23 protein-coding genes are annotated in these 25889 nt (G+C 50.3%); 2 read left to right on the top strand and 21 right to left on the bottom strand.

Annotation, left to right across the window (positions count from 1 at the left end; translation table 11 throughout):
- Positions 1–26 precede the first annotated feature (26 nt).
- The 16 genes from ADU23_RS17255 to ADU23_RS17180 form a co-directional block, all read right to left on the bottom strand.
- Positions 27–749, bottom strand: a complete 723-nt coding sequence (locus ADU23_RS17255; RefSeq protein WP_053374863.1) for a nucleoside phosphorylase — start codon at positions 747–749, stop codon at positions 27–29.
- A 4-nt stretch (positions 750–753) separates the two neighbouring features.
- The gene (locus ADU23_RS17250; protein ID WP_053374862.1) at positions 754–1428 is read right to left on the bottom strand and encodes a sulfite oxidase-like oxidoreductase; all 675 of its coding nucleotides are present in this window, start codon (positions 1426–1428) and stop codon (positions 754–756) included.
- Between the two features lie 28 nt (positions 1429–1456).
- Positions 1457–2380: an ABC transporter permease gene (locus ADU23_RS17245; RefSeq protein WP_053374861.1), complete on the bottom strand. Its 924-nt coding sequence runs from the start codon at positions 2378–2380 to the stop codon at positions 1457–1459.
- A 1-nt stretch (position 2381) separates the two neighbouring features.
- Positions 2382–3431 carry an ABC transporter permease gene (locus ADU23_RS17240; RefSeq protein ID WP_053374860.1) on the bottom strand — a complete coding sequence of 350 codons (1050 nt, stop codon included), beginning with the start codon at positions 3429–3431 and terminating at the stop codon, positions 2382–2384.
- Positions 3424–4923 (bottom strand): ABC transporter ATP-binding protein, encoded by a 1500-nt coding sequence (locus tag ADU23_RS17235; protein WP_053374859.1) that lies wholly within the window; start codon positions 4921–4923, stop codon positions 3424–3426. The genes ADU23_RS17240 and ADU23_RS17235 overlap by 8 nt, the downstream gene beginning before the upstream one ends.
- Before the next feature lie 116 nt (positions 4924–5039).
- Complete coding sequence (locus ADU23_RS17230) at positions 5040–6095, bottom strand: BMP family lipoprotein (protein WP_053374858.1); 1056 nt, start codon at positions 6093–6095, stop codon at positions 5040–5042.
- A 144-nt stretch (positions 6096–6239) separates the two neighbouring features.
- A complete protein-coding gene (locus ADU23_RS17225) occupies positions 6240–6743 on the bottom strand; it encodes a MarR family winged helix-turn-helix transcriptional regulator (protein ID WP_197286075.1) in 504 nt (167 codons plus the stop codon).
- A 136-nt stretch (positions 6744–6879) separates the two neighbouring features.
- Positions 6880–7707, bottom strand: a complete 828-nt coding sequence (locus ADU23_RS17220; RefSeq protein ID WP_063846210.1) for an urease accessory protein UreD — start codon at positions 7705–7707, stop codon at positions 6880–6882.
- Positions 7708–7760: 53 nt separating this feature from the next.
- Entirely contained in the window at positions 7761–8489 is a 729-nt protein-coding gene (gene ureG, locus ADU23_RS17215; RefSeq protein WP_053374856.1) for an urease accessory protein UreG, read from the bottom strand.
- Between the two features lie 24 nt (positions 8490–8513).
- Positions 8514–9206, bottom strand: coding sequence for an urease accessory protein UreF (locus ADU23_RS17210; protein WP_053374855.1), 693 nt, complete (start codon positions 9204–9206; stop codon positions 8514–8516).
- A 16-nt stretch (positions 9207–9222) separates the two neighbouring features.
- Positions 9223–10938: an urease subunit alpha gene (ureC, locus tag ADU23_RS17205; protein ID WP_053374854.1), complete on the bottom strand. Its 1716-nt coding sequence runs from the start codon at positions 10936–10938 to the stop codon at positions 9223–9225.
- On the bottom strand, positions 10935–11303 hold the full coding sequence (locus ADU23_RS17200) for an urease subunit beta (RefSeq protein WP_053374853.1): 369 nt from the start codon (positions 11301–11303) through the stop codon (positions 10935–10937). Before ADU23_RS17200 ends, ureC begins: the two co-directional genes overlap by 4 nt.
- Before the next feature lie 88 nt (positions 11304–11391).
- Complete coding sequence (locus ADU23_RS17195; RefSeq protein WP_053374852.1) at positions 11392–11697, bottom strand: urease subunit gamma; 306 nt, start codon at positions 11695–11697, stop codon at positions 11392–11394.
- Between the two features lie 204 nt (positions 11698–11901).
- Positions 11902–12822: a D-alanyl-D-alanine carboxypeptidase family protein gene (locus tag ADU23_RS17190; RefSeq protein WP_053374851.1), complete on the bottom strand. Its 921-nt coding sequence runs from the start codon at positions 12820–12822 to the stop codon at positions 11902–11904.
- Positions 12823–12966: 144 nt separating this feature from the next.
- On the bottom strand, positions 12967–13860 hold the full coding sequence (locus ADU23_RS17185; protein ID WP_231637440.1) for a sensor histidine kinase: 894 nt from the start codon (positions 13858–13860) through the stop codon (positions 12967–12969).
- Positions 13861–14053: 193 nt separating this feature from the next.
- Positions 14054–14758, bottom strand: coding sequence for a response regulator transcription factor (locus tag ADU23_RS17180; RefSeq protein WP_053374849.1), 705 nt, complete (start codon positions 14756–14758; stop codon positions 14054–14056).
- 241 nt (positions 14759–14999) lie between these two features.
- Between ADU23_RS17180 and ilvD the strand changes: the two genes are divergently transcribed.
- Positions 15000–16685 carry a dihydroxy-acid dehydratase gene (gene ilvD, locus ADU23_RS17175; RefSeq protein WP_053374848.1) on the top strand — a complete coding sequence of 562 codons (1686 nt, stop codon included), beginning with the start codon at positions 15000–15002 and terminating at the stop codon, positions 16683–16685.
- Positions 16686–16761: 76 nt separating this feature from the next.
- Here ilvD and ADU23_RS17170 read toward each other — a convergent pair whose 3' ends face one another.
- The gene (locus ADU23_RS17170) at positions 16762–18171 is read right to left on the bottom strand and encodes a polysaccharide deacetylase family protein (RefSeq protein WP_053374847.1); all 1410 of its coding nucleotides are present in this window, start codon (positions 18169–18171) and stop codon (positions 16762–16764) included.
- 167 nt (positions 18172–18338) lie between these two features.
- Between ADU23_RS17170 and ytvI the strand changes: the two genes are divergently transcribed.
- The gene (gene ytvI / locus ADU23_RS17165; protein ID WP_053374846.1) at positions 18339–19490 is read left to right on the top strand and encodes a sporulation integral membrane protein YtvI; all 1152 of its coding nucleotides are present in this window, start codon (positions 18339–18341) and stop codon (positions 19488–19490) included.
- Between the two features lie 46 nt (positions 19491–19536).
- Here ytvI and ADU23_RS33225 read toward each other — a convergent pair whose 3' ends face one another.
- The 4 genes from ADU23_RS33225 to ADU23_RS17150 form a co-directional block, all read right to left on the bottom strand.
- Positions 19537–19692: a hypothetical protein gene (locus ADU23_RS33225; RefSeq protein ID WP_197286074.1), complete on the bottom strand. Its 156-nt coding sequence runs from the start codon at positions 19690–19692 to the stop codon at positions 19537–19539.
- A 160-nt stretch (positions 19693–19852) separates the two neighbouring features.
- Positions 19853–21931: a peptidoglycan D,D-transpeptidase FtsI family protein gene (locus ADU23_RS33620; RefSeq protein WP_053374845.1), complete on the bottom strand. Its 2079-nt coding sequence runs from the start codon at positions 21929–21931 to the stop codon at positions 19853–19855.
- A 197-nt stretch (positions 21932–22128) separates the two neighbouring features.
- Positions 22129–24345: a methyl-accepting chemotaxis protein gene (locus tag ADU23_RS17155; protein WP_231637430.1), complete on the bottom strand. Its 2217-nt coding sequence runs from the start codon at positions 24343–24345 to the stop codon at positions 22129–22131.
- A gap of 197 nt (positions 24346–24542) precedes the next feature.
- Positions 24543–25805 carry a peptidase U32 family protein gene (locus tag ADU23_RS17150; protein ID WP_053374844.1) on the bottom strand — a complete coding sequence of 421 codons (1263 nt, stop codon included), beginning with the start codon at positions 25803–25805 and terminating at the stop codon, positions 24543–24545.
- Positions 25806–25889: the final 84 nt, after the last annotated feature.

Genomic DNA, 25889 nt, shown 5'->3' with positions numbered 1-25889 from the left:
CCCCTCCTAGCCAGCAGCCATTTTAGTTACGCAGAAGCAAGCTTAACGACAGCGCGAAGCGCTGTTTCAATCTCCCGCTCGATTGCTTTCGCAACAACATCGGTATGCGGATCATACTCGCCCGCCAAATCCGAATCCGCGTATCCGTCCAGCGCCAAAATCGCGCCTGCACGAGCTCCGCGCAGCGACGCAACGACATACAATGCTGCGATTTCCATCTCAACAGCCAGCGCACCAGCTTGTTTATACTCGCGATGCGGGATGTCGACTACGCCTGAGAAAAAGACGTCAAGCGTTACGGTGATCCCTTTTTTCACGATGCCTTCGCTCTCAAGCGCTGATTCGTACAGCGCAGCCGTAACCTCGCTGTCCGCTACAGCAGGAAAGCCGGCAGGCACAAGCTGATGCGTAAGACCTTCCGCCCGTACAGCCGCCGTACTAACGACAAGGCTTCCCGCAGGATGGTCTGCCGAATAGGAACCGGCTGTTCCAACCCGGATGAGCGTCTTCACGCCGCCGCGAATAAGCTCCTCAAAGCAAACTGCCGCTCCCGGCGAGCCTACTCCATGGCTAACAACCGCTAGCTGTACGCCTTCATATTCACCTACGAACGTCCGATATTCACGGGCGAACGCGAGCTCTTTTACATTGGCAAGCTTCTTAGAAATCGTCTCCGCACGGCGCGGGTCGCCGCAGACAATGGCGTAAGCCGGCAAATCTTCTGGATTTACTTGTAGAATAGGCAACATCGTATTAATCAAACTCCTTCTTCATCCATTCATCCTCAGGCATCGCGTTCTCCTCGCTGGTGAACCGCTGCTCTTTGAATGGATCTGCGTAGTTGTGGAAGCCATTGCGCTCCCAGAAGCCTTCTCGATCCTCTTTCATAAACTCAATGCCTGTAATCCATTTGGCGCTCTTCCAAAAATACAAATGCGGAACGAGCAAGCGCATCGGCCAGCCATGCTTATCGGTCAACGGCTCTCCGTCATAACGATGTGCCAGCAAGATGTTATCGTGCAGCAAATCCTCAAGCGGCACATTGGTGTCATAGTCCTCGTCCGCATGAATCATCACATATTTGGCATCAGGCTTCACGCCAAGCAGAGGCAAAAGGTCCTTGAACTTAATCCCTTCCCACTCGGTATCGAGCTTCGACCAGCGCGTAACGCAGTGAATGTCGCACACGGTTTTGGTTTGAGGCAGCGCGAGAAGCTCCTCGAAGCTGAATGAGCGCTCCTCGTCCACTTCGCCAAACACCCGAAGCGACCACTCGTTTATATCATAGAGAGGAACATCTCCCTCATGCAAAATCGGAAACCGTTCCGTCAACGTTTGACCAGGCGGCACACGGCTGGCAAGCTCAGGAGCAACCTCCGCCTGCCTGATCGCGGTCACTTTTTTCAGACGCTCTGCTTTTTTGTGCATGGTGCTTACCTCCGAGTTTTATATGATACTAGCGAGAGCTTTCGTTCGATTTACGAGCTTCTTGCATATAACCTTTGTCCTTAAAGAACAGCATTGCGGCAATCGTAACCATGTAAGGCAGCATCATCGTAAAATGCGTTGGCAAAGCGAATCCTTGAAGCCTGATGCTGAGCGCGTCCATAAAGCCAAACAGCAAGCTCGAAGCCGCAACGCCTATCGGATTGGACTGGCCGAGCATCGTGGCAACGAGTGCGATGAACCCTCTGCCCGAAGTCATGCCTTCCGTAAACATCGTAACATTGCCAAGCGACAGCTGTGCGCCTGCCAGTCCGCATAACACGCCGCACATGAGCACGGCGCCATACTGAATGCGGGACACCTTAATGCCAAGGCTCTTAGCCGCCGTCGGATTCTCGCCGGCTGCGAGCAAACGAAAGCCTGTGACCGTTTTGAACAGGAACCACTGCAAGGCAATTACGAGCACAACGGATAGATAGACGAGCGGCGAATGGCCTGACAACACATCTCCTAGCCATGGAATATCCTTTAGCACCGGAATGTCCCATTTTGGAAGGCCTACCATATCCTTATTGTAATATGCCCCTTTTACATCAAAGATCGCACGCAGCGAGAAGGTCGTCAGTCCAAGCGCCAGGAAGTTGAGCGCTATACCAACTACGATAACATTGGCTTTAAGATGGATGCTCATATAGCCAAACAATGTTGAAAAGATAAGCGAGCATATTACCGCAAACAGTACCGCTGCAAAAACATTGCCCGTAAAGTGGTTGCCCACGATTGCCGAGAATGCGCCAATTAGCACCAAACCTTCTAAACCTACGTTAAACAGGCCGACACGCGCGCATATAGCGCCGCCGAGCGCTGCAAGAAGAATGGGTGTAACCATACGAAGCGTCGAGGCGTATAGCGAGACATCCAATAAAAAATCCATACTATGACCTCGCCTTCTTGCGTTTAATAAACGAATAAGTGAATTTGGCCGATACGAACAAAATGAGCACGGCTTGAATGATGCTCGACACCTCAAGCGGCACATCGGTGTTGCGCTCCATGCCCATTCCGCCGGTCTGCAGCGCAGCGAGCAATATCGCCGCAAATGCTGTGCCTAGCGGGTGTGATCCGGCAAGCAGCGTCGCCATGATGCCTGACCACGCGTATCCCGGTGACGTTAATGCGCCATCCAAATAGCGGTATTGCGTGCCAAGCACCTCAACAGAGCCGGCGAGTCCCGCGAATCCACCGCTGACGAACATGCTCAGCAGCATCATTTTGCCCCGCTGCACGCCGCCGTAGCTAGCAAACAGAGGATTGCCGCCTAACATTCTAATTTCATAACCTTTGACCGTATAACGCATAAACAAAAACAGCAATATCGCTCCAACCGCGGCAATAATGAAGCCTGCGTGCAGGCTCATTCCTTTAAAGAGCTTAGGCAGCCACACGCTTTGGTCAATCATAACCGTTTGTGCCATTGCCGCAGAGCCTGTTCGATCCTTAAGTGGATACGAGACGATATAACCCGCGAATAACGTAGCAATATAATTGAGCAATAATGTCGTGATAAGTAAATTCATTCGGAATCTTGCGTCCAGCCAGCCTGCGAAGGCCGACCATATTCCCCCGGAAATAATTCCGGCTATAATGGCAGCGACAAGCTTAAACCAACCTGGCCCTGGCAAATAGATCGCCGTAACAGCTGCGCTTAGTGCCCCAAGCACCATCTGCCCTTCCGAGCCCATATTAAAAAATCCGGCACGAAAAGCAAGCGCTACGCCAAGTCCGATCAAAATAATTGGCGTAGCCCTGCTTAGCGTATTCGTAAAAAAGTAAAAGCTGCCGAAGGCGCCTTTCCACATTTCCGCATACGTCTCCATGACGGAGCCTCCGACGATTACGATGGCGATCGCTCCGGCTGCAAGGCCTACGATGACAGCAAGCAGCGGCTGCATCAGCGAACGTCCGTATTGTAACAGCTTATCCAACCGCTTTTCCTCCCGCCATTAACAAACTAATTTGCTCTTCCGTTGCCGAGTCGGCATCAAGCTCGCCTACGATCCGTCCCTCATACATGACCAAAATTCGATCCGACAGCTTTAATATTTCTGTAAGCTCCGAGGAAATGAGCAAAATGGCTCCCTTCTCGTCACGTTTCTTAAGCAGCTCGCCATGAATGATTTCCATCGCGCCAACATCGACGCCCCGCGTCGGCTCTGCTGCAATAAGAAACGGAGTCTTCTGTGCAAGCTCCCGGGCCACGATCAGCTTTTGAAGATTCCCGCCAGACAAGAATTGAGCCTTTGTAGACAGCGAGCCGGTTTTGATCCCGAACCGCGTTACCCATTCCGCAATCATATGGCGAATGCTCGTTCCATTTAAAATGCCATACTTCTGATGGCTTCCCGTATGGCCCATCAAGCCGTTCTCGGTAACTGTCGCATCCTTCGCAACGCCCCATTGATAGCGATCCTCTGGAATATGGGCAAGTCCGCGCTCGCGAATAGCCCCGACCGGCGCGCCTGTCACGTCTTGTCCTAGCAGCTTGATCATTCCGTTGTCCGGCTTCATTAGACCAGAAATGGCCTGAATAAGCTCCGATTGGCCATTGCCCGAAATGCCTGCGATGCCAACAATTTCGCCTTCATTGACATGAAGGCTGATGTCACTCAGAAGCGGCTTCGTCTTCGTCCCCTTCATCGACACTTCCGCTACTTCAAGGACGGGTTTTCCTCTGAACGACTCGTTTCGCGATATATGCACTAAATCCCGGCCAACCATAAGCCGCGACAAGCTTTCCACATTCGTGTCCTTGGCATCAAGCGTTCCCGTGACCTTGCCATCCCGAAGCACCGTTACACGATCCGCCACTTCCATAATTTCCTGCAGCTTATGACTGATTAATACAAAGCTCTTTCCTTGAGCGGCTAAAGCTTTAATCGCAATTAGCAGCTCTTTCACCTCGAGCGGCGTTAAAACGCCCGTCGGCTCATCCAATATAATAACTTCCGCTCCCTGATAGAGCACCTTCAATATTTCAACGCGCTGCTGCATGCCCAAAGAGCAATCCGCAACCTTTTTCCACGGATCTACAGGCATGCCGTACAGCTTGCCAAGCCTTTCCGTCTCTATGGCAGCAGCTTTCCGATCGAAGCCGACTCCCTTGGAGGGCTCACGGCCAATCACAATGTTTTCCGCGATCGTAAACGTCGGGAACAGCATGAAATGCTGGTGAACCATTCCGATCTTGTGATTGATTGCATCAGCAGGACTTACAAAGGAAACCGGCTTGCCGTTCAAACGGATCTCACCGCTTGTCGGGCTTTCCATGCCATATAAAATACGCATCAGCGTCGTTTTCCCGGCACCGTTCTCACCGACCAAGGCATGAATTTCTCCTTTTCCGAGCGAAAACGAAACGCCGCTATTTGCGGTTACACTTCCATAAGACTTGGTGATGTTATCCATCTGAAGCAACATACAAACGCCCTCTCCTTTCATTGCCGTATAAACAAAAAAAACCACTTCCTCCAAGATGGAGGAAGCTTCCAATCAACAAGCAAACCGGCTGCATGGATAGCAGCCGGCATATCAACCTATTGAGCTAGCGGGTTTACTACTACGATTTTACCAGATTTAATATCTTCAGCGATAGCTTTAACTTTATCAACATTCTCTTGGCCGATGAACGGGTTAAGCGCTGATTGGCTTTCTTTCGTTACGAATGTAAGACCTACGCCGTCTTCTTTCAAACCGTAGTCGGCAATGCCATATGCGAAGTTGCCTTCTACGAATGATTTTACCGTTTCGTAAGCAACAGCATCTGTACCTTTTAATTGCGATAGAACGATATGCTCTGGATCTTCATCCGTACGGTCTGTATCTTGGCCGGAAGTGAAGAAGCCTTTTTCCTTCGCTGCTTCGAATACGCCGTTGTCGCCTACAGCTGCCATGCCGGCAATGAAGTCTGCGCCTTTGGATTGTTGAAGCAATGCAAGCTCTTTGCCTTTAACCGGATCTGCGAAGCTTCCTACATAGTTGATTAGGAATTGTGCGTCTGGGTTCGTGCTTTTCAAGCCTTGCTCGAAGCCCGAAGTATATTTGCTAAGCAGTGGCGCGTCCATAGCTACGACAGCACCAACGATGTTTGTTTTAGTTGCAAGACCTGCAAGTGCTCCCATCAAGTAGGAAGCTTCATGCTCGCGGAAGTTTACGCTGCGAACGTTCGGCAAATCAACAACGGTATCAATGATTGCGAATGGCTTGTCCGGATTTTCGGCAGCTACTTTTTTAAGCGCGTCCTCAGCTTGGAACGTTGCTGTGATGATAAGGTCATAATCTTCAGCTACCGTAGCGCGAAGATTTTGCTCGAAAGCGGCAGGATCAGTAGATTCAATCGTTTTGACATCTGCGCCAAATTCTTCGCCAGCTCTTTTGAAGCCTTCATCCATCAATACGAAAAACTTGTTCACGCCGATTTTTTCTGGAAGCACGAGAGCGATTTTTTTCTTATCCGCTTTGTCGCCCGCTGCATTATTTGTCGCCGCGCCATTATTCGCTGCGTTTCCTGCATCGTTTTTGTTAGATCCGCAAGCTGCAACAATCGCGACCATTAGAAATAACGATACCGCTAAAGCAATTGCCTTCTTCATCAAAATCTCCCCTAAACGTTGAATGTATTATTTCCTTTTAATCCTAGTTGTTTTATCGGAATTTGTCAACCTATTTCCATTCGACAAATTTCTAGTTTATTTTACACTAGTTTTAATAGGATTAAAAATGAAATATGTAAATAGTCACGAATTCGTAACATCCGTTTCCATATTTTTGCTCATATGTTCGAAGATATATAAACCCTGCTCCATATTCGCAATCGACATCCCGTCGAACAGCCTATGCATCATCTTCATTCGAATCGTTTCGATTAGCTTGACGATTTCAAGCCCCGCCTCCGTGATATCAAGCATGACCACGCGCCGGTCCTTCTCGCCCCGCTCCCGCTTCACATAACCAAGCTCGATCAGCCGATCTGCTATTCCGGTAACGCCTCCGCTTGTAATAAGGAGCTGCTCAGCCAGTGCCGACGCCTTCTGCGCGCCTGATTGCGCTAAAATCGTAAGCATCCTTCCATGCGTCATACCTAAGCCATGTACGTTGTAGGTGTTCCATTCGGCATTAATTTGTCTCCGCACCTGACGAAAGGATTCGTCCAGACGTCTCATTAATTCCAGCCTTTCCGCACTTGAAGCTTCCAATCGATCACCAACCCATCTCATATTTCTATTTTCTCTGCTGTCCATATTATAACGTCCATTTATAAGATTAACTAATATTGTTCCAAGAAATATATTTATTTTGTGTAGGCAAGAACCTGCATAAACATAAAAAGGTCCGCCAACAGCCGTTGGCAGACCCATTTTATTTCTATTCTTTTCGTTATCCTTGCAAAAAGCGCAGCGGCGGCTTGCCCAGCAAACCTTTGCGCGCCGTCCGCCACAGCTCCTGCATCAGCTGCTGCAGCGGCCATGCCGCCGTTGATGCGGCGGATACCGCTACCCCGAACCGATGCGTCATCGACGCACCTGCAAGGATCTTGTGCCCGTCAGGCGCCGCGCAGCTATCAAGCGTCTCCTGAAGCTGCTCCAGATGCACGCTGCTTACTAGGTCTGAGAACATATAAAAGGTGGCCCAGTGGGTCATCTCATCCCAGCAGCCGGGAGCGGAAATCGTTTGCTTCGCCGGTTCGATCCGCTGCCGCTGCGAGAAAATAAGCTCCTCGCCGTAATGAACCGTCAGCGCATTGCTGTATGCGCGGTAATCGAAGCGCTCGCCGCGGAGCGTCCGTCCCGGGCACAGCACCTCGGCTTGCAGCCACGCCGAGCCTTCCTTCAAACGAACCGCCGTCTCATTCCGAAACGCCGCGTCCTTGTACAGCATGACTGGCTCCGGCATATGCTCGATAACCGCATTTTCCTCAAGGATAAACGTCTGCTGCATCGCGGAACCCCTGCTTGACGTGCTTGGGTGCACCTTCGTGTATGATTGATTCGTAATCATGGCATGGGCAGCAGCCGCGGCAGTCCATTCAAGTTCATATCTGTCACCGTCCAGCAGGCCGGGCGATACGTCCATGACGATGACGCCAAGCTGACCTTCCAGCGGGAAAGCCTTCGCTATTTTAATCGGGGCGGTGTGGAACTTGTTCTCGATGAAAGTCTGCCCCCGCGAGTTAGCGAAGGAAGCGCGCAGCACGGACGTTCTCATATCCGAAGAGTTCCCTTGTTCCTTTGCCGTTAGGGCAACTTGCGTACGCTCCATTAGGATGCGGAGTGGCGGTGCTCAGCAGGAATGCTCGTGAGCTGAATCACATGCGAATGCTCTGTTCCTCTTGCGTGAGCAACCTCGTGCGTAAGCCAGCTTACGATCTCATCAACGCCGTCCCCACCGAACAGATTCGAGAAGACGAAGGGACGGTCGCCGCGCATTTTCACCGTATCCGCCTCCATCACTTCAAGGCTTGCGCCCACATAAGGAGCCAGATCGATCTTGTTGATGACGAGCAGGTCCGAGCGCATAATGCCGGGACCGCCTTTGCGCGGAATTTTTTCCCCTTGGGCTACGTCGATGATATAGATAAAACGATCAACAAGCTCCGGGCTGAATGCAGCGGCCAAGTTATCGCCGCCGCTCTCGATAAAGATCAGATCCAAATGGTCAAATCGGCGCTCCAGCTCTTCAATCGCTTCAAAATTCATCGAAGCATCCTCGCGAATCGCCGTATGCGGACAGCCGCCCGTCTCTACGCCAATAATGCGCTCCTCCGGCAGAACGCCAGTGTTAAACAATATACGGGCATCTTCCTTCGTATATATATCGTTCGTAATAACCGCAACACTGAATTTCGTGTGAAGCTCGCGCGTAAGCCGTTCAACAAGCGCTGTCTTGCCGGAGCCAACCGGCCCGCCAATCCCGATTCTAATTGGTCTTGAGCTGTCAATCGCTTTGCTTTCCCATTCTTGATGCGTATGTCCTTGTCCTTGGCACATTTGTCATTCCTCCAATTGATATAGTTAAGACATAAATAACCGAGAATACAAACGCTCATGGCGCATCATCGAGAGCTCCGCCATCGGCATATTGGAATAAGCCTCCTCTGGCTCAAGCTCCCTCGTTATCTCCATCGCTTCCTCCGTCAAGGGAGTCAGCCTGGCAATTAAGGATTGCCCCTCCGTCTGTCCCATCGACATAAGGCGAAGCGCGCTATTGACGCAGGTAACGATACAGGTATAAAAATAGCCCTGAATCGCCTGCTCCTCCGAAACGCCAAGCAGCCAGCAGGCATAGCCGTGCGCAAGCGGGTGGGAAGCAAAGCAACGGCCTGCGCGCATCGCCTCGGAAAGCGGCGACCAGTTAAGCTGAGGATGGATAGCCGATGCGAGCTGCAGCAAGCGCCGTCCCATTTTCTCCACGCCGCTGCGGGTTTCCGATGCCGCTCTCTGCAAATGAACGATCCGCTCGACTGACCATAGTCGCTCCCAGTCCGCTTGCGGCGCATCCCGGTAAACCGCCTTGATAATCATCGCATCCGAGGTTGCCCAGCTTTGCAGCAGCATGGCGGATGCATAAGCATAAAGCTGGCTCGCATGATTCATCCTGCCGTCCTGAACGAGCGTCTCAAGGCCAAACGAATGCGAGAAACCGCCGATCGGCAGCGCCGAATCCAGCAGCTGCTGCATCGCCAGCCATCTTACGTGATCCTTCATTATCTTTTGCCCCTCGTTAAAATAAGAAATAACGCTGCGCCATAGGCAGCACTTCAGCCGGCTCGCAGGTCACATGCTCGCCGTCCACCAGCACATGGTAGGTTTCTGCGTCCACCTCGAGCTTAGGCGTTGCATCATTGTGGATCATATCTTTTTTCGTTACCGATCGGCAGCCTTTCACCGGCTCGATTCGTTTCTGAAGCCCCAATTCCTGCGCGATGCCGCGGTCGTAGGCAGCCTGAGAGACGAACGTAATCGAGCTGCTGTACACCAGCTTCCCGAAGGAAGCGAACATGGGACGGCCAAATACCGGCTGCGGCGTCGGGATCGAGGCGTTCGGATCGCCCATCTGGGCAAACGCGATGCTGCCCCCTTTCAGGACAAGATCCGGCTTGACGCCAAAAAACATCGGATTCCAAATGACAAGGTCAGCGTACTTGCCCGCTTCCAGCGAGCCAACCAGATGAGATACACCGTGGGTGATCGCCGGATTAATCGTATATTTGGCAATGTAGCGTTTAATGCGGAAATTATCGTGCTGCTCGTTATCCGGCGATAGCGGTCCACGTTGTTTTTTCATTTTGTCTGCGGTTTGCCAAGTCCGAATAATGACCTCGCCAACGCGTCCCATCGCCTGCGAATCGGAGCTGATCATGCTGAACACGCCCATGTCATGCAAAATATCCTCTGCGGCAATCGTCTCCGGCCTAATCCGCGAATCAGCGAACGCGACATCCTCGGGGATGCTGCTGTCGAGGTGATGGCAAACCATCAGCATATCCAAATGCTCCTCGATCGTATTGATCGTGAAAGGCCGCGTCGGATTCGTCGACGACGGAAGCACGTTCAGCTCGCCAGCGGCGATAATAATATCAGGCGCATGGCCGCCTCCCGCACCCTCTGTATGGTAGGTATGAATCGTTCGTCCACCGATAGCTGCGAGGGTATCTTCAACAAAACCCGCTTCGTTTAACGTATCCGAATGAATGGCTACCTGAATGTCATACTGGTCCGCCGCTTGCAAGCAGGCATCGATCGCCGCTGGTGTCGTGCCCCAATCCTCATGCAGCTTCAGCCCGATCGCTCCCGCTTCAATTTGCTCAATGAGCGGAGCGGTAAACGAGGCATTGCCTTTACCCGTGAAACCGATATTCATTGGAAAATGCTCAGCCGCCTCCAGCATGCGCCTCATATGCCAAGCGCCCGGCGTAACGGTCGTAGCGTTTGTTCCCGTTGCCGGGCCGGTGCCGCCGCCAATCATCGTGGTCACGCCAGAGGAGAGCGCCGTCTCGATTTGCTGCGGGCAAATAAAATGAATATGCGAATCGATTGCTCCTGCCGTTACGATCTTGCCTTCTCCGGCGATTACCTCGGTGCTTGCGCCAACGATCATATTCGGATGCACCCCATCCATAATGTCTGGATTGCCCGCCTTCCCGATGCCGACGATATATCCGTCTTTAATGCCGATATCCGCTTTTATAATGCCGGAATGATCAATGATAACTGCGTTGGTGATGAGCGTATCAAGCACGCCTTCATCACGCATGGCACCGCTTGATTGCCCCATGCCATCTCGGATAACCTTGCCTCCGCCGAACTTGCACTCGTCGCCATAAACGGTAAAGTCATGCTCGATCTGTGCCCATAGCTCCGTATCTGCCAGGCGAATCGCGTCTCCGGTCGTAGGTCCGAACATTGCCGCATAGCTTCGTCGATCCATCTTCGTCATCCGCCTTCACCCTCCCAAGCTGCGAGCCGCGCTCGTACGGCTTCGGACATTGCGCCTGCCTCCGCCTTCCCTTGGCTTAGCCCGTTCAAGCCATACGACAGCTTCGCGCCGCCTAGCTCTACAACTGTCACCGGCTTCTCCTCGCCCGGCTCAAAACGTACCGCTGTCCCCGCTGCAATATGAAGCCGCATGCCAAACGCTGCCTCGCGATCAAATTTCAGTGCGCGATTCACTTCAAAAAAATGAAAATGAGAGCCTACCTGCACGGGTCTATCGCCAGTATTGACTACGATTAGCTGCTTCGTCAGGCGCCCGGCATTTAATTCGATTTCCCCTGGGGCCGTGCGGTATTGTCCTGGTATCATCCTGCAAAGCGCTCCTCTCTCTTATGTGGTCGCTCTAACTTGTATGGGAACCTCTATCGATATACTGCGCTCACAGCCGAACCTTTGCTTAACCCGTAATCGGGTAATGAATGGTTACAAGCTTCGTCCCATCGGGGAAAGTAGCTTCTACCTGCACCTCATGGATCATTTCCGGGATGCCGGGCATGACTTGATCCGGCTTCAAAATTTGCGTTCCAAATTCCATTAATTTGGCCACCGTCATCCCATCGCGCGCGCCTTCCATAATTTCAGAGGTGATAAGCGCAATGCTTTCTGGATAGTTAAGCTTCACACCGCGGTTCATCCGGCGCCTTGCCAAATCCGCAGCGATTGTAATAAGCAGCTTTTCTTTCTCACGTTCAGTCAACTGCATTTTTTCACCTCTCTACCCGTAATAATTTCATTATAGACAGCAAATATTAGTAAGTAAATCATTCCGCGTCATATATTGTGACATAAAACAAATAAATCTAGAAAAATCGCCCAGCGATTGTTCTAGATTTAACATCATTCTTACACTATTAAACAAGTAGGTTTAAACGACTAAATTCGACAATTTTCGTCTTGAGCCCTGCTTTTATCCTACCTGTATGCCCAGCTTGCTTTGGATATGTCCGATCAAGCTCGTCAATCCGTCCGTTTTAAAGCCAAATTGAAACAGCTTGCCTGTTTCGATAAAGCGCTGCTCCGGCGTGTCAGCTCCCATGATGACCGATACAAGGCGCCGCCCATCCTGCTTTGCCGTTCCTGTGAAGCAATAACCAGCCTGCACGGTGTAGCCCGTCTTTAACCCATCATTGCCCGGAAAAGCATACGGCATGCCGCTGAGCATCAAATTCGTCGATTGCAGGCTCTTCGCCCTATTGGCCAGCTTCACGCTGCTGCGGCGCGAAACATCCAGCACCTCCGGATATTTCTTCAACAAATAAGCTGCCAGCATGGCGGTGTCCTTCGCTGTCATCTCCGTATCACCCTCCGCTGACGCTTCCGGGAACGGAAGCAGGTCCTCCGAGCTAAGCCCGGTTGCATTGGCGAAGATAGTTTGGCTGGACAAACCCAGCTTCTCTGCCCGTTTGTTCATTAAGGCGGCGAATGCCGTTTCTTTGCCGCTGACATGCTCCGCAAGCGCAACCGCCGCATCATTAGCGGAGTGAACCGCCATCGCTTCGAACAGCTCTCTAACGCTATAGCTCTCTAACGCCTCGAAGCCGATTTGCGAGCCCGGCACCTCCGCTGCGTAAGCGCTCGTCTTAACCTTCTCGTTCCAGCCAAGCGCGCCTTCGCTCGTCAGATCCAAAATAATGAGCTCTGTCATCAGCTTGGACATGCTCGCTGGCGGCAGCGCTTCATTTGCATTTTTTTCATACAATACTTCGCCGGTCTGCAAATCCATCAAGATCGCCGAGCTAGCTCCCAGCTGCAGATCCGATACGGCAGGCTTGCCTTTTAATGAAACAAGATACAGGATACATGCGATTAGGCCAGCCGCAATAAGCAATAATTTGATAGCCGGATTAAATTTCCTTCAATATGTTCTCTCCAACATCGTAAACGATCCCCTTCCGCTGTCACTTCCATACGACAAAGTATAGAAGGCGCAGCTTAAGGAGACCGTAACCGAACCATAAGAAAACCTTAATAATTATTTAATTAAAGGCAAGGTTACCCGAAATGCGGTCTGTTCAATGTCGCTAGCTACCGAAATCGTGCCTCCATGCTTTAAAACAATGCTTTTGGCTATCGCTAGACCAAGACCCGAGCCGCCCGACCACTGCGTACGCGATTTGTCCACCCGATAGAACCGGTCAAAAATATACGGCATATCGGTCGTCGGAATCGGCTCGCCATAGTTAATGACCTCGACAACTGCAGCTTTTTCCTCCGTATGAACCGTTATCAAAAGCTTTTTGCCTTCTTTCCCGTAGCTCATCGCATTTGCGATCAGATTTTCGAATACGCGCACAAGCTTGGCGGCGTCCCCTTTTACCATAACGGACGTCTCCTTCGCATCCAGCTTGCTTGTCATGCCCGCTTCTTGAAGCGGCAAGTGGAATTGAACGAGCATTTGTCCGAGCATCTCCGTTAAATTGAAGTTTTTCAGCTTGAGCTCCGCCGAGTCATAACGCATTCTCGTATATTCAAACAGATCATTGATTAATACATTGAGCCGTTTTGATTTTTCATAAGCAATCTGCACGTAATGGCGAAGCTCCACTTCATCTCTATACCGATCCTGTTCAATGAGCCCCAAATAACCAAGCACGGAAGTAAGCGGCGTACGAAGGTCATGCGAGACATTCGTTATTAATTCGTTTTTGGTTTGCTCCGCCTTGCGCTCTTCCTCAAGCGCATGATGCAAGCGGTCAACTAAGCTATTCACGTTAGCAGCCATAGGACCAAAGAGACTGCGTCTGCGCACCTCGATTTTGTGATCCAGCCCATACGTTCCGTCTGCTATTTTTCTCACTGTCATATTCAACTCGCTGAGATAATGAAACAAGCTCCACTGTAAAACAGTGAAATAGAAAAAAAACATTAAAATGCTTACTCCCATAGCAATATAAGTTCGATCGAATATAGATAAAACTCTACGCACAATAGAGCCTACTTCGCTTACATTGTCCGTAAGCCACACCCCTACATTAATTAAAAAATACATCGAAATAACCGAAAGCAACACGCTTCCGAATAAATGGAGCAGCGAACGCACAACTAATTTTCTAGCGAGATTATCCTTCAATTTTATAGCCTACCCCCCAAACCGTAACGATCATTTTATCGCCCAGCTCCTTCTCGAGCTTATCTCTGAGCTTGCTGATATGAACCATCACCGTATTATTGGAATCAAAATATTTCTCTTTCCACACCTGCTGAAAAATATCTTCCGCGCTAAACACTCTGCCCGGCTGTCCCGCCAGCAAATGCAAAATGCCAAATTCTGTAGAGGTCAAATGGAGGGGTTTGCCATCAACCTCAGCAGTATGGCTCAGTTTGTCGATGCGAAGCGGTCCGAGCCGCAGCTCCTTATCCGACCGGGAAGCGCCGCCGCCTTCCGGATTGCCGCTGTACTGGTAAGATCGGCGAAGCAAGGAACGAACGCGCGCGATAAGCTCCAGCGGGTTAAACGGCTTGATCATATAGTCGTCAGCGCCGGTCATCAGTCCCATTATTTTGTCCATGTCCTCCGCCTTTGCGCTAAGCATAAGAATGGGGACCGATTGATCGCGCCTTAGGCGCCTTGTCGCCTCAAGACCATCCATATTCGGCATCATAATATCCAAAATAACCAAATCAAACGGGTTTTTCTCGTACGCTAGCAAAGCCTGCTCGCCATCGTAAGCCTTCTCCGTTACAAAACCTTCGTTTTTCAAATATATTTCAATGAGATCAGCAATTTCCCGCTCGTCATCTACGATTAGTACTCTTCTTTCCATCATCGATCTCCTCCTTGGTATCCATAGGGTCATTTTCATTGTGTCCGTTGAGCCTACTATACATGAATTTCCTTCGACATGTCCCGACGTTTGGCGCAAATTCACAAAGTTTAAGTGTTTCTTTATGTTTTTTTAACGTTTGGCAGATAACCCCTTACCATCTGCCGTTATAGCCAACGCTTGTCCATTGTGATAAAATCGAGAGTATCGATATTTTAATAAGCACATAGGGGGCACTTACATGGCGGCCAAAAGAATGCGTTCTGACATGATCAAAAAAGGTTTCGACCGCGCACCGCACCGGAGCTTGCTTCGCGCCGCAGGCGTAAAAGAGGAAGATTTCGACAAACCATTTATCGCGGTATGTAACTCGTATATTGATATTATTCCTGGACACGTTCATCTTCAGGAGTTCGGCAAGCTCGTTAAGGAAGCGATCCGTGAAGCTGGCGGCGTTCCCTTCGAATTTAACACGATCGGCGTAGATGACGGTATCGCTATGGGTCACATCGGCATGCGTTACTCCCTTGCCAGCCGTGAGATTATTGCGGATTCGATCGAAACAGTCGTTAATGCGCACTGGTTTGACGGCATGGTTTGTATTCCGAACTGTGACAAAATCACGCCGGGCATGATCATGGGCGCGCTTCGCGTCAACATCCCGACTATGCTTGTTAGCGGCGGACCTATGAAAGCTGGTAAAACTTCCGACGGCCGTTCCATCTCGCTCTCGAGCGTATTTGAAGGCGTAGGCGCTCACCAAGCCGGCAAAATCAACGATGATCAGTTGATGGAGCTTGAGCAATTTGGCTGCCCTACTTGCGGCTCATGTTCGGGTATGTTTACAGCTAACTCCATGAACTGCTTGGCTGAAGGCCTTGGACTTGCATTGCCTGGTAACGGCACGATCCTTGCTGTAGCCCCAGAGCGTAAAGAGTTCGTTAAAGAAGCAGCCCGCCAGTTGATGAAAATTATTGAGCTTGGCATCAAGCCACGCGATATCGTTACAAAAGATACGATCGACAATGCTTTCGCGCTTGATATGGCGATGGGCGGATCGACGAATACCGTACTTCACACGCTCGCTATTGCGCATGAAGCTGGAATCGACTATCCAATCGAACGCATCAACGAAGTAGCTGAGCGCGTGCCGCATCTTGCGAAGATCGCTCCGGCATCGGATTATCACATTGAAGATGTTCACAATGCAGGCGGCGTAAGCGCTGTTCTTAACGAGCTGTTCAAGAAGGAAGGCGCTTTGCATGGCGACTGCTTGACAGTTACAGGCAAGACGCTTCGCGAGAACGTAATCGGCTGTGAAATTCAAGATACCGATGTTATTCGCACGATCGACAACCCTCACACAGAGCGTGGCGGCCTTGCGGTATTGTTCGGCAACCTTGCTCCTAACGGCGCAATCATCAAGACTGGTGCAGTCGACAAATCAGTTGGCGGCTATCACAAAGGTCCAGCGATTTGCTTTGATTCACAGGATGATGCGCTTCACGGCATCGCTAACGGCAAAATCAAAGAAGGCCATGTCGTAGTTATCCGTTACGAAGGACCGCGCGGCGGCCCTGGTATGCCGGAAATGCTTGCTCCTACCTCGCAAATCGTAGGTATGGGTCTTGGCGCGAAGGTCGCTCTTGTAACGGACGGACGTTTCTCTGGCGCATCTCGCGGAATAAGCATCGGCCACGCTTCACCAGAAGCTGCTGAAGGCGGACCTATCGCATTCGTACAAGACGGCGATATCATCGAGATCGATATGAACAACCGTACGATGGACCTTCTGATCAGCGACGAAGAATTCGAAAAACGCCGCTCCGAATGGAAAGGCTTCGAGCTTAAGATTAAACGCGGCTACCTCGCCCGTTACGCTCACCTTGTTACTTCCGCCAGCACAGGCGGCGTAATGAAAATGTAATCGTGATTAATAAAAAGTGGAGTGCAAGCTGGAAACAGCCTGCACTCCACTTTTTTATTTTCTACGAAAGTCGTATTCATATAGCTGTTGTTTTCGTACCTAGCTGCGCAGCTTCGTCGGCTGCCGCGCTTATAGTTCTCTCTACAGCATCGCTTATTCGCTCTGCTTCCTCTTGCATCTTGTTCAGTTGAACCGTCGCATGGCGCCTTATAGTGTTGACCGGCATCAGCAGCATCCGCGGCGAGATCGTTTCTCTTCTTTTTTTGCCCTTTGCCGACTGCTTCGTATTATTGGTAAGCACTCGAATCAAAATACGCAAGTATATGCGAGTCGATTTGGCAAAAAAGCCTTCCGGAAGCTGAAAGATTTCAAAACCGAGACGATCAGCCCCGCGATGGATCATCGTGACGCCATAGACCGCTTTAATATCATCAGCATCATGATCGGCAGCGAGCTGATTCGCGAGCAGCGGCAGAGCCTGCTCCACCTCACGAAGCATTCGGATTCCGGTAGCTACCGGCGATTTGGAGGTAGCGGCGATGGAGGACAGCTTTTTGTTGTCGAAATGCAGTTCTGCAATGCGGTCGCCCTTCTCAACTCTTCCGCCTGCCGCCAGCTCGATATCCTCCCCGTGATAGGTAGTCACCCGATAATGGAAAGCTGCGTCCTTGACGTCACCCACCGTTTTGAGGCGGAATATAACGTGAAACGCTCTTTCCCACATCAGCCAAAGCGAGATGAGCGCTCTCTTCCAAATGGAGGGAGCACTTGTCGAACGCGAAACGTCGGACAGCTTCATCATTTCCTCAATGCCTACGAATCGGTAGCCGCGCTTCGTGCCTTCCTCTAAATAAGCTTCTAAGGCGATAAGCATATTTTTGGGCGCATCTTTATCTGCCCCAAACGTCATGCCGCAATCATGCAGAAGCATGACTTCACCCGGTCTAAGCTTCTTTAGCATCCGCTTCTTCAGCCGGTCAGGGCCAAGCCGAATGCGCCAGTCACCGAACATCGCCGACCATAAAATAATTTGTAAATAACCTAAGTTCGCATAATCAAATACGTTTACGATTCCCCAAGGCGGCCGATAATAAGCCGAACGCACACCCGTTGCATTCTCAATGATGTCAATCGTACGCTCGATTTGGCGTTTGACCGTTCTAGGACGCATCAACCAATTCGATTTATGAACATAATTATGAATGCCCAGTACATGGCCTTCATCACTCATCCGCCGCAGCAGCGCTTCTTGTCCCTCAGCATGCGAGCCAACGACAAAAAAGGTCGCTTTGGCATCGTAACGGGCGAGAAGATCGAGCAGCATCGGCGTATAAACCGGATCAGGCCCATCATCAAACGTCAGGGAAATTTCCTTTTCTACCCGGCCCTTCTTAAAAACACGAAAGCCAAATGTACGGCTAATAAGACCTGGAAGAAACGCATAGAAGGTTGCGACGTATAATCCCCATAACAGCAAATTTTCCATTTTGTTTTCCCCACCGTTATATGATTTAGTCGACGAATGGATAGCGGTACAAAACAACAACAGTAGCTTTAATTGTAGCATAACGCAATAAAAAATAGGCATCTTTTTAAAAACTATAGTACAATCTTTATGGAAATATGATTATGGAAAAAGAAGGAGTACCAACCATGCTGCCCTTTTACAAAAAGTACTGGCGAACCGCTTTCGACATCGCACTTATTGCTTTAACCGTGTATTTAATAATGTATTCCTTTAGCTACTTGTACCGCATCGCAACTCCTATATTTTTTTCATTTCTCATTTTTTTATGTATCGAGCCGCTGGCAAGGCGGTTGAACAAGCTGGGCATGAAAAAATCAATCGCATCAGGCATATCGATCTTGGTGTTTACCCTTGTCATATTGGGCGCTTTCTCAGGTGCCGCTTATTTGATAACGAAGCAAGGCCAGGAGCTGTATGCGAACTTTCCGAAATATCAAGAAATTCTCGCGGTCCAAATTGCGAACATAACGGAAGAGGCACAGAAACGTCTCGGCACGATGCCGGATGATCTAGATTTGGTGGAACGCTCCAAAGATTTAATCAATGGCGCTTCATCCACTTTTGCGAAATTCGGACAATCCATCTTTAAAAACCTAATCAACTACGTCTCCTCCATCTCCACCTTTGTTTTTAATTTTGTGGTCGGTATTATATTAGCTTATTTCTTAAGCATCGAAATTACGACATGGAAGCAGACTGCCGAGAACAAAACGCCTAACACGTTTAAGACCGCCTTTTTCTTCCTTCGCAACAACGTATTCAAGGGCATTGCGCTTTACATTAAAGCGCAGGCAAAAATGATCAGCATCACCTTTATCGTCATCTTGATCGCGCTTATTTGCCTCCGGGTAGAAAATGCGTTCGTCATAGCCGTCGTCTCTGCGATCTTCGACATTTTGCCGCTGCTTGGCGTTGGGACGATTTTTATACCATGGATTATTTATTTGATCATCGTAGGCAAAATTTCATTAGCGATCTGGTTATCCGCGCTATTTCTTGCAGTCGTGCTTACCCGTCAAATTCTTGAGCCAAAAATTACGGGCGACTCACTTGGCGTATCCGCCTTTACGATGCTTGCCTTCATGATCATTTCGTTATCGCTGTTCGGCGTTGCCGGCGTCATCCTGTCGCCAATTCTTATGATCCTAATCAAAGCGCTGTACGATCAAGGTTATTTCCACCGCTGGATTCACGCGCCGCTAGGCGAATTCGACACCCCCGTGACCGGGCCGTATGTGGATAGCTTGAAGCGTGATGAGGAGAAGGGGAAAGAGTAAGGCTGAGGAAAAGTAAGTGAAGGACAATGTGAGAAAAGCAGTAGGTTTAAAAGCCAAACCCCTTCAGCGCGAATGTTCGCTGAAGGGGCTTGGCTTTTTTTTGTTGCGATTGATTGCAGCGAACGACGGCGACTAACTGCTGGAGGTGCTGCATCAAAACTGCGCTGCGCTGTAGAAAATGCAGCAGAATCGGCTGATTCATCCCTTCTGAGATGGGATTGATTAATTTCTATTGCATAACTGCAATCGAATCAGCAAAAAGCGCTCCCGTGTCTGGTTCACGTTGTATAAACCGCAACCTAGCCGAAAAACCGATGTTAATGCGGCTCGACATAGCAAGGAAGCTAGGACGGCGTACCGAATTAGCTTCCTTCTTGGCTGGAAATACGGGCGGCGATATCCATGACGCCGCGAAAAAGCTTTGTCGCCTGGTGGGAGCTGCCAGGCGGTTTGTTCTCGACGAGCACGGCTATGGCGTAGCGAGGCTTTTTGACCGGGCCGTAGCCTGCAAACCACTGGTGGTTGCGGGCGATTCCGGCCCGCGTCGTTTCGGCGGTGCCTGATTTCCCGGCTACCGCCCACAGCCCTTGGCGGATCGACCGACCGGTTCCATGGTCGACGACCGCCTCCATGCCGCGCCGCAGCGCATGAGCAGTGGCCGGCTTGATCCGGCCGCTAATGGCTTGCGCACGCTGCGCGGGCAGCTTCACCATCCGCTGGCCGTTGGCATAGCGGATTTCACTGACCAGGCGCGGCTCCATCACGCGCCCATCATTAAGCAGCGTTACAATCAGATTTGCCGCCTGAAGCGGCGTCATCCGGACATCACGCTGCCCAATCCCGCTCTGCGCGAGCACGCCACCATCGACAGCTGCAAGCATCGCAGCTCGATCCAGCGCCTTCTGCGCCGCAGCCTGCTTCCCGCTTCGCTTCTCGCTCTTCTCTAAGTTACCGCTTTGCTCGCTTTTTACGTCATTTCCATCGTTGCCGTTTCCGCTTTGCTCGCTTTTCTTTCCGCTCCCCATGGCCACTCCATTCCCGCCACTACGTTCGTTCCCTTCACCCACACTCTTCAAACCCTCATGTAACTCCCCTGCACTTCCTACACCTCCCGCACTCCCCCCACTGCTCCCCACAGCCGCAAACAGCTGTCCGCCCTCTTCTTCCTCCAGCAGCCGCAGCGGGCCTCCGAACGGACCAAATGCATGGTCTCGATGCCAGCCTGCTTGCCTGCCCACTCCTAGGGCATCAGCCACTTGTTGGAGCTCAGACGCTTTAAGCCGCTCGGCAATGGTCGCGAAAGCGATATTGCATGATTGGGCTAAGCCTTCTTGGAGGGTCAGACGGCCGTGGCCGCCTTCCTTCCAGCAGGACAAGCCGTATTTGCCGTATTCGCCGCTGCAAGTAAACGTTTCATGCTGCGATGCCACGCCTGTCTCCAAAGCCGCTGCCTCCGTAATCAGTTTGAACACGGAGCCGGGAGCAACGGCCTTGAGCGCGTGATTAGACCACTCGGAGCCATCGGAGCTTTGGAACTGCCCTGGCTTTAGCTGCGGGCGCGACACCATGGCGACGATGTCCGCATTGTTCGCATCGAGCACCACGATTGCCCCTTCCTTCATCCCCTGTTTATCCACGTATTCCTCTATCTCATTTTGCAGCTTCAAATCGATAGTCGTCATCGCCTTCAGCGGATAATAAGGGTTGCCAGGCTGCGTAATCCGCATATCAAGCCCATGCATCGGAGCGTTTTGACCGTCTATGAAATAAGATACGGACGTCGCACCCACGCCATGCAGCAGCTTGTCCAGCGACTTCTCCAGCCCAGAGCCGCCAACCTGCTCCGCCAGCTTTCTTTTGCCGCTCGCGAGCTCATCCGCATGCTCAGCCTGCAGCCACTCTGGATGCTGGCTCGTAAAGCCAATCAGATGCTTGGCATCAAACTGCGGCAAATAGCGGTTGCGATAGGGAAGGACGCGGATTCCGTTCAGCTTAAGCTCTTTAATCCGTTTGGCTTGAGCTTCCGTTAGGCGCAGAGGATGCCGCTGCCCTTCAACCTCCCAAAATACAGGCTCTCGCACGGCATCCCATCTTTGCTGCAGCTGTTCCACATTTACGCCTAACAGCCCGCTAAGCTCCCTTACGTCCTTCATTTCCCCGCGTGTATCTTTCCTTACGGGAAATAAAGCGACAGCCGAATACGTTTCGCCTGTAATAGGCACGCCATGACGATCGTAAAAATCGCCTCGTCCCGTATCAAGCACCAAATTACGCTGACGCTGCAATACAGACAGCCTCTGCCAGCCTCCTCGACTAGCCTGCGGCGAAAGAACAGCCGCCGAAGAGCTTCCCGGCATGAGCTGCAGCCACGCAAGCCGCCCAATATAGATAAACATGATGAAGCTGATGATACATGCAGCTACCCCTATGCGTTTAAACATCTCGACTCACCACCACGATGCCAGATCTCCTTTTGCTTGCCGCCTCCGCTCAGCGGCTGCCGCTTGCCATATTCAATCATTATTTCCTTTATCCGCATCACTCCAAACATCCCTCTTTATTTCCGCATAAAAAAAAGAGCCGTTCAGCAATCAATGCCTGAACAGCTCTACTTCCATTCCATATTGCCGTAGCGCCTCTATTCAATCTTAAACTGGGCAAGCGAATCCTTCAGCTCGCGGGATACCGTATCCAGCTTCTCGGATAGGCGAACCATGCCGTCGCTGATGCTGAGCTGCTCCGTGCTGAGTGAAGCTACTTCCTCGGAAGTTGCGGACGACTCTTCCGCTACCGCGCTTACGTTCGTCATCGCTTCCGCGAGTACCGCTTGCGATTCATCCAACTGACCGATCGAATCGGTAACTAGCTCCAGCCTCTGCGTCAGCTGCCCCATTTGACCCGATACCGTCAAGAAAATTTGGTTAGCTTCTTTTACCGAGCCAATTTGCTCTTGGAACAACGGATAAGCGTCCGACAGAACATGTACAGTCTCGTCAATTTCGCCTCTGATTTTCTCGGTAATTTGTCCGACTACATCGATGGACTGACGGGATTGATCGGCAAGCTTGCGGATTTCATCGGCTACGACCATAAAGCCTTTGCCCGCAGCTCCTGCGCGAGCCGCCTCAATCGTTGCATTCAGCGACAAAATATTCGTTTGCTTCGTTAAGTTGTTGAGCACGTCCAAAATTTTAACGATTGAGCCCGTGCTTTCCTTCAACGCATCAACTTTCTCAACCATGGAACGCGTCATTTCTTCCGTCATGCCCGTTTTCTGGATAAGCACGCCCATATATGCCGTTCCTTGCTCGCTCGCCTTCTCTACCTCTTGTGCGGAGCGGACCATCTGCTCATTGGCATCTATTACCTTCTTCATTTGGACGTCAATGTGTCCGGTCAAATCCGTGCCTCTCTCGGCTTCCACCGCAAGGCTTGTAGCACCGCCCGCGATTTCCTCTGTAGCGACGGCAATTTCCTTAGCGGAAATAGCCGTTTTTCTGGAAGCGTCGCTAAGCTCGGTTGCTGTCAATAATACATCCTCAGCTGACCTTGTCGTTTGAACGGCCAATGCTGTAATTTGCGTCATCATTAGGTTGAAGCTCTTGCTCAGTTCACCGATTTCATCCTGGCGATTGTTCATCTCGGAGCGTACGGTCAGGTTGCCGCTTGCGCCCTCAGTCATCAAATTACGAAGCTTCACGAGTGGTTTCGCAATCGTCATAATGACGAGAATACCGATTGCTATTGCGATTAGCGCAGCGACGAATACAGTAATCCAAGTCATGTTTTGAATCGCTTTCGCATCCTTCACGAGCTCTTTAACCGGAACGGTACCTACTAGTTTCCAGTCCATCGCCTCAAAGGTTTTGTAAGCAGCGAGCACATCTTCTCCGTTGATTGTTTTCATTTTCACGGAGTCCTCTTGCGACTTGTCCCCTTCTTTCGGAAGAGTGATGCTGGCCATCTTGCCTATCATAGACTCATCAGGATTTGTAATATAGTTGCTGCCAGCATCTAAGATCGCAAGCTGGCTGTCTTTGCCAAGGCTAACATCTTTGAAACGATCCGCAATGGAGGAAACCGGTATTTCCATCAGCAATACATACGAGGCTTCGCTAGTCGTCGTATCTTTTATGAGACGGCTTAGTCCGATAGTCGGTACGCCGGATGCATTAGCCAGACCTTCCGGCTGTGGCGGAATCCAGCTCGCTTTTCCCGCATTTTTGAGAGTATCCATGTACCAAGCGGTTTTCATCAATCGCTCCGCGCTGTTGTTGGTTGCCGAACCAGCCGTTATAACATCCAGCTTCGGGTTTACCGGCAATAACATCATGGAAACGATCGTGCTGTTGCCCATTAAATAATTTTGCATTTTGTCGCCTAAATTGCGCGACGCCTCAAACTTTGCGTATTCTTCCTGACTCTCGGTCATTTTCCTAACAATGGCATGAAAGTCCTTATCGATCAAAATTTGCAGCGAAAGATCCTCGTATGTACGATAAATAACGTCCAGGTTATTAGCCACCTGCTTGATTGTTTCAAAGCTTGCATCCGAAACCTTGCTTTCAACTATCGACTTCGATTTGGAATATGCCATTAGACCTACAGTCATTACGCAAGCAATGATGCTGCAAAAAATAATTAAAAATAACTTTGTACCTACCGATTTAACCGGATTCGACAGTTTTGTACCCTTTATCGAGGTTGTTGCCGACTTCGCAGCTTGAGATATTGCCTTTATTCCTGATTGCGCTTTCAAATTTTTATCTGTTTTCGTGCCATTTGAATCGAGTGGTTCTGCTTTGTTCTTTTTCTTCATGAGCTTCTTCTCTTTCTGTTCTTCCGCATTTTTCATTAGGAAAGACACCGCCTTATAATTAAGAGTCTAAAATAGTAAAATAGTTCATTTGTTGCTAGCGAATCTTGCCGGAATATGTATTTACAATATATTATTTTATATCGACAGCATCTTGTCAATTTATAATAATAAACCAAAAAAAAGAATCTTATTTTTGTCGAAAAATAAGACTCTTCAAATGTTTGCTTTTTTTATTACTTTTTCCCAATCTTTTTTCTCATCATATCCATCGTCTTAACAGGCTTAAGGGTCCTTATTCGTATATGCTGCAACGGATGACGAGCCGCTTCAAGCGCGGTGCCATCGGCATCGGTAATTTCAGTTATCGTTTGTTTGAAGAAAGTACCCTGCGGACCAACGAACTCAATTTCCTGTCCCAGCTTAAAATGATTGCGCTGCTGTACAGTAGCAAATCCCGTCTTCGCGTCATAATCAAGCACTACGCCTGCAAAATCATAAGGAGCCGCTTTTTCCTCAGGCTCGTAAATATGATCCTCTGCTCCTGGTGTATCCAGGAAAAACCCTGTATTAAGCGGTCGATTCGCAGCTTTATTGATCTCTTCGACCCATTCCCGCTTCAGCTCAAAATGCTCCGGATCTGCAAAATAAGCATCAATCGCTTGCCGATACACGTTAACGACAGTTGCAACATAGTGAATGCTTTTCATTCTGCCTTCAATTTTGAAGCTGTCCACGCCAACCTCGATAAGCTCCGGCAAGTATTCGATCATGCATAGATCCTTTGAGCCCATCGTAAACTTATCTTCTTCTTCCGGATATAACGGCATATCGTCAACAAACAGATCATACTTCCAGCGGCATGACTGCGAGCAGCCGCCGCGGTTGGAGTCACGATCCGTAAAATGGTTCGACAGCACGCAGCGCCCAGAGAACGAGGAGCACATCGCCCCGTGGATGAACGCTTCGATTTCAATATCAACATGTTTTTTGATTTCGGCGATATCTTTAAAGCTTGTTTCACGCGCCAGCACGACGCGCGGCAAACCTTCATCCTTCCAAAATTGGACAGCCTGCCAATTCAGGGTCGATTGCTGCGTGCTTAGATGAACCTCCAGCTTCGGCGCTACGCGCTGCGCTGTCTCAATGATAGCAGGATCAGCAGCGATGATAGCCGATATGCCAGCTTCCTCTAACGCGCGCAAGTAGTCCTCAAGACCTTCTACGTCCTCATTATGCGCATAGATATTCGTAGCGACAAACACCTTTGCGCCATAGCGATTAGCGAACTCTACGCCTTCCTTCATTTCCTCAAAGCTAAAGTTATCCGCATTGGATCGCAAGCCGTATTTCTGACCGCCGATATAAACCGCGTCAGCCCCATAATGAATGGCGAATTTCAGCTTCTCCAAATTGCCTGCGGGAGCAAGCAGCTCCGGCTTATCCAGCCGATTCCGCTTGCCTTGATAGCGCGGAGTCGTCTTCTCGATTGTCGTCATTTATGTGCACCTCCCAAAGTTTTGCGAAGCAAAACTTACTTCGTAAGCATTATCTTAGTTTTGCGAAGCAAAACTTACTTCGTA

The organism is Paenibacillus sp. FJAT-27812 (genome assembly GCF_001273905.1).
Classification (GTDB): Bacteria; Bacillota; Bacilli; order Paenibacillales; family Paenibacillaceae; genus Pristimantibacillus.
This window is presented reverse-complemented; position numbering and strand designations above follow the sequence as displayed.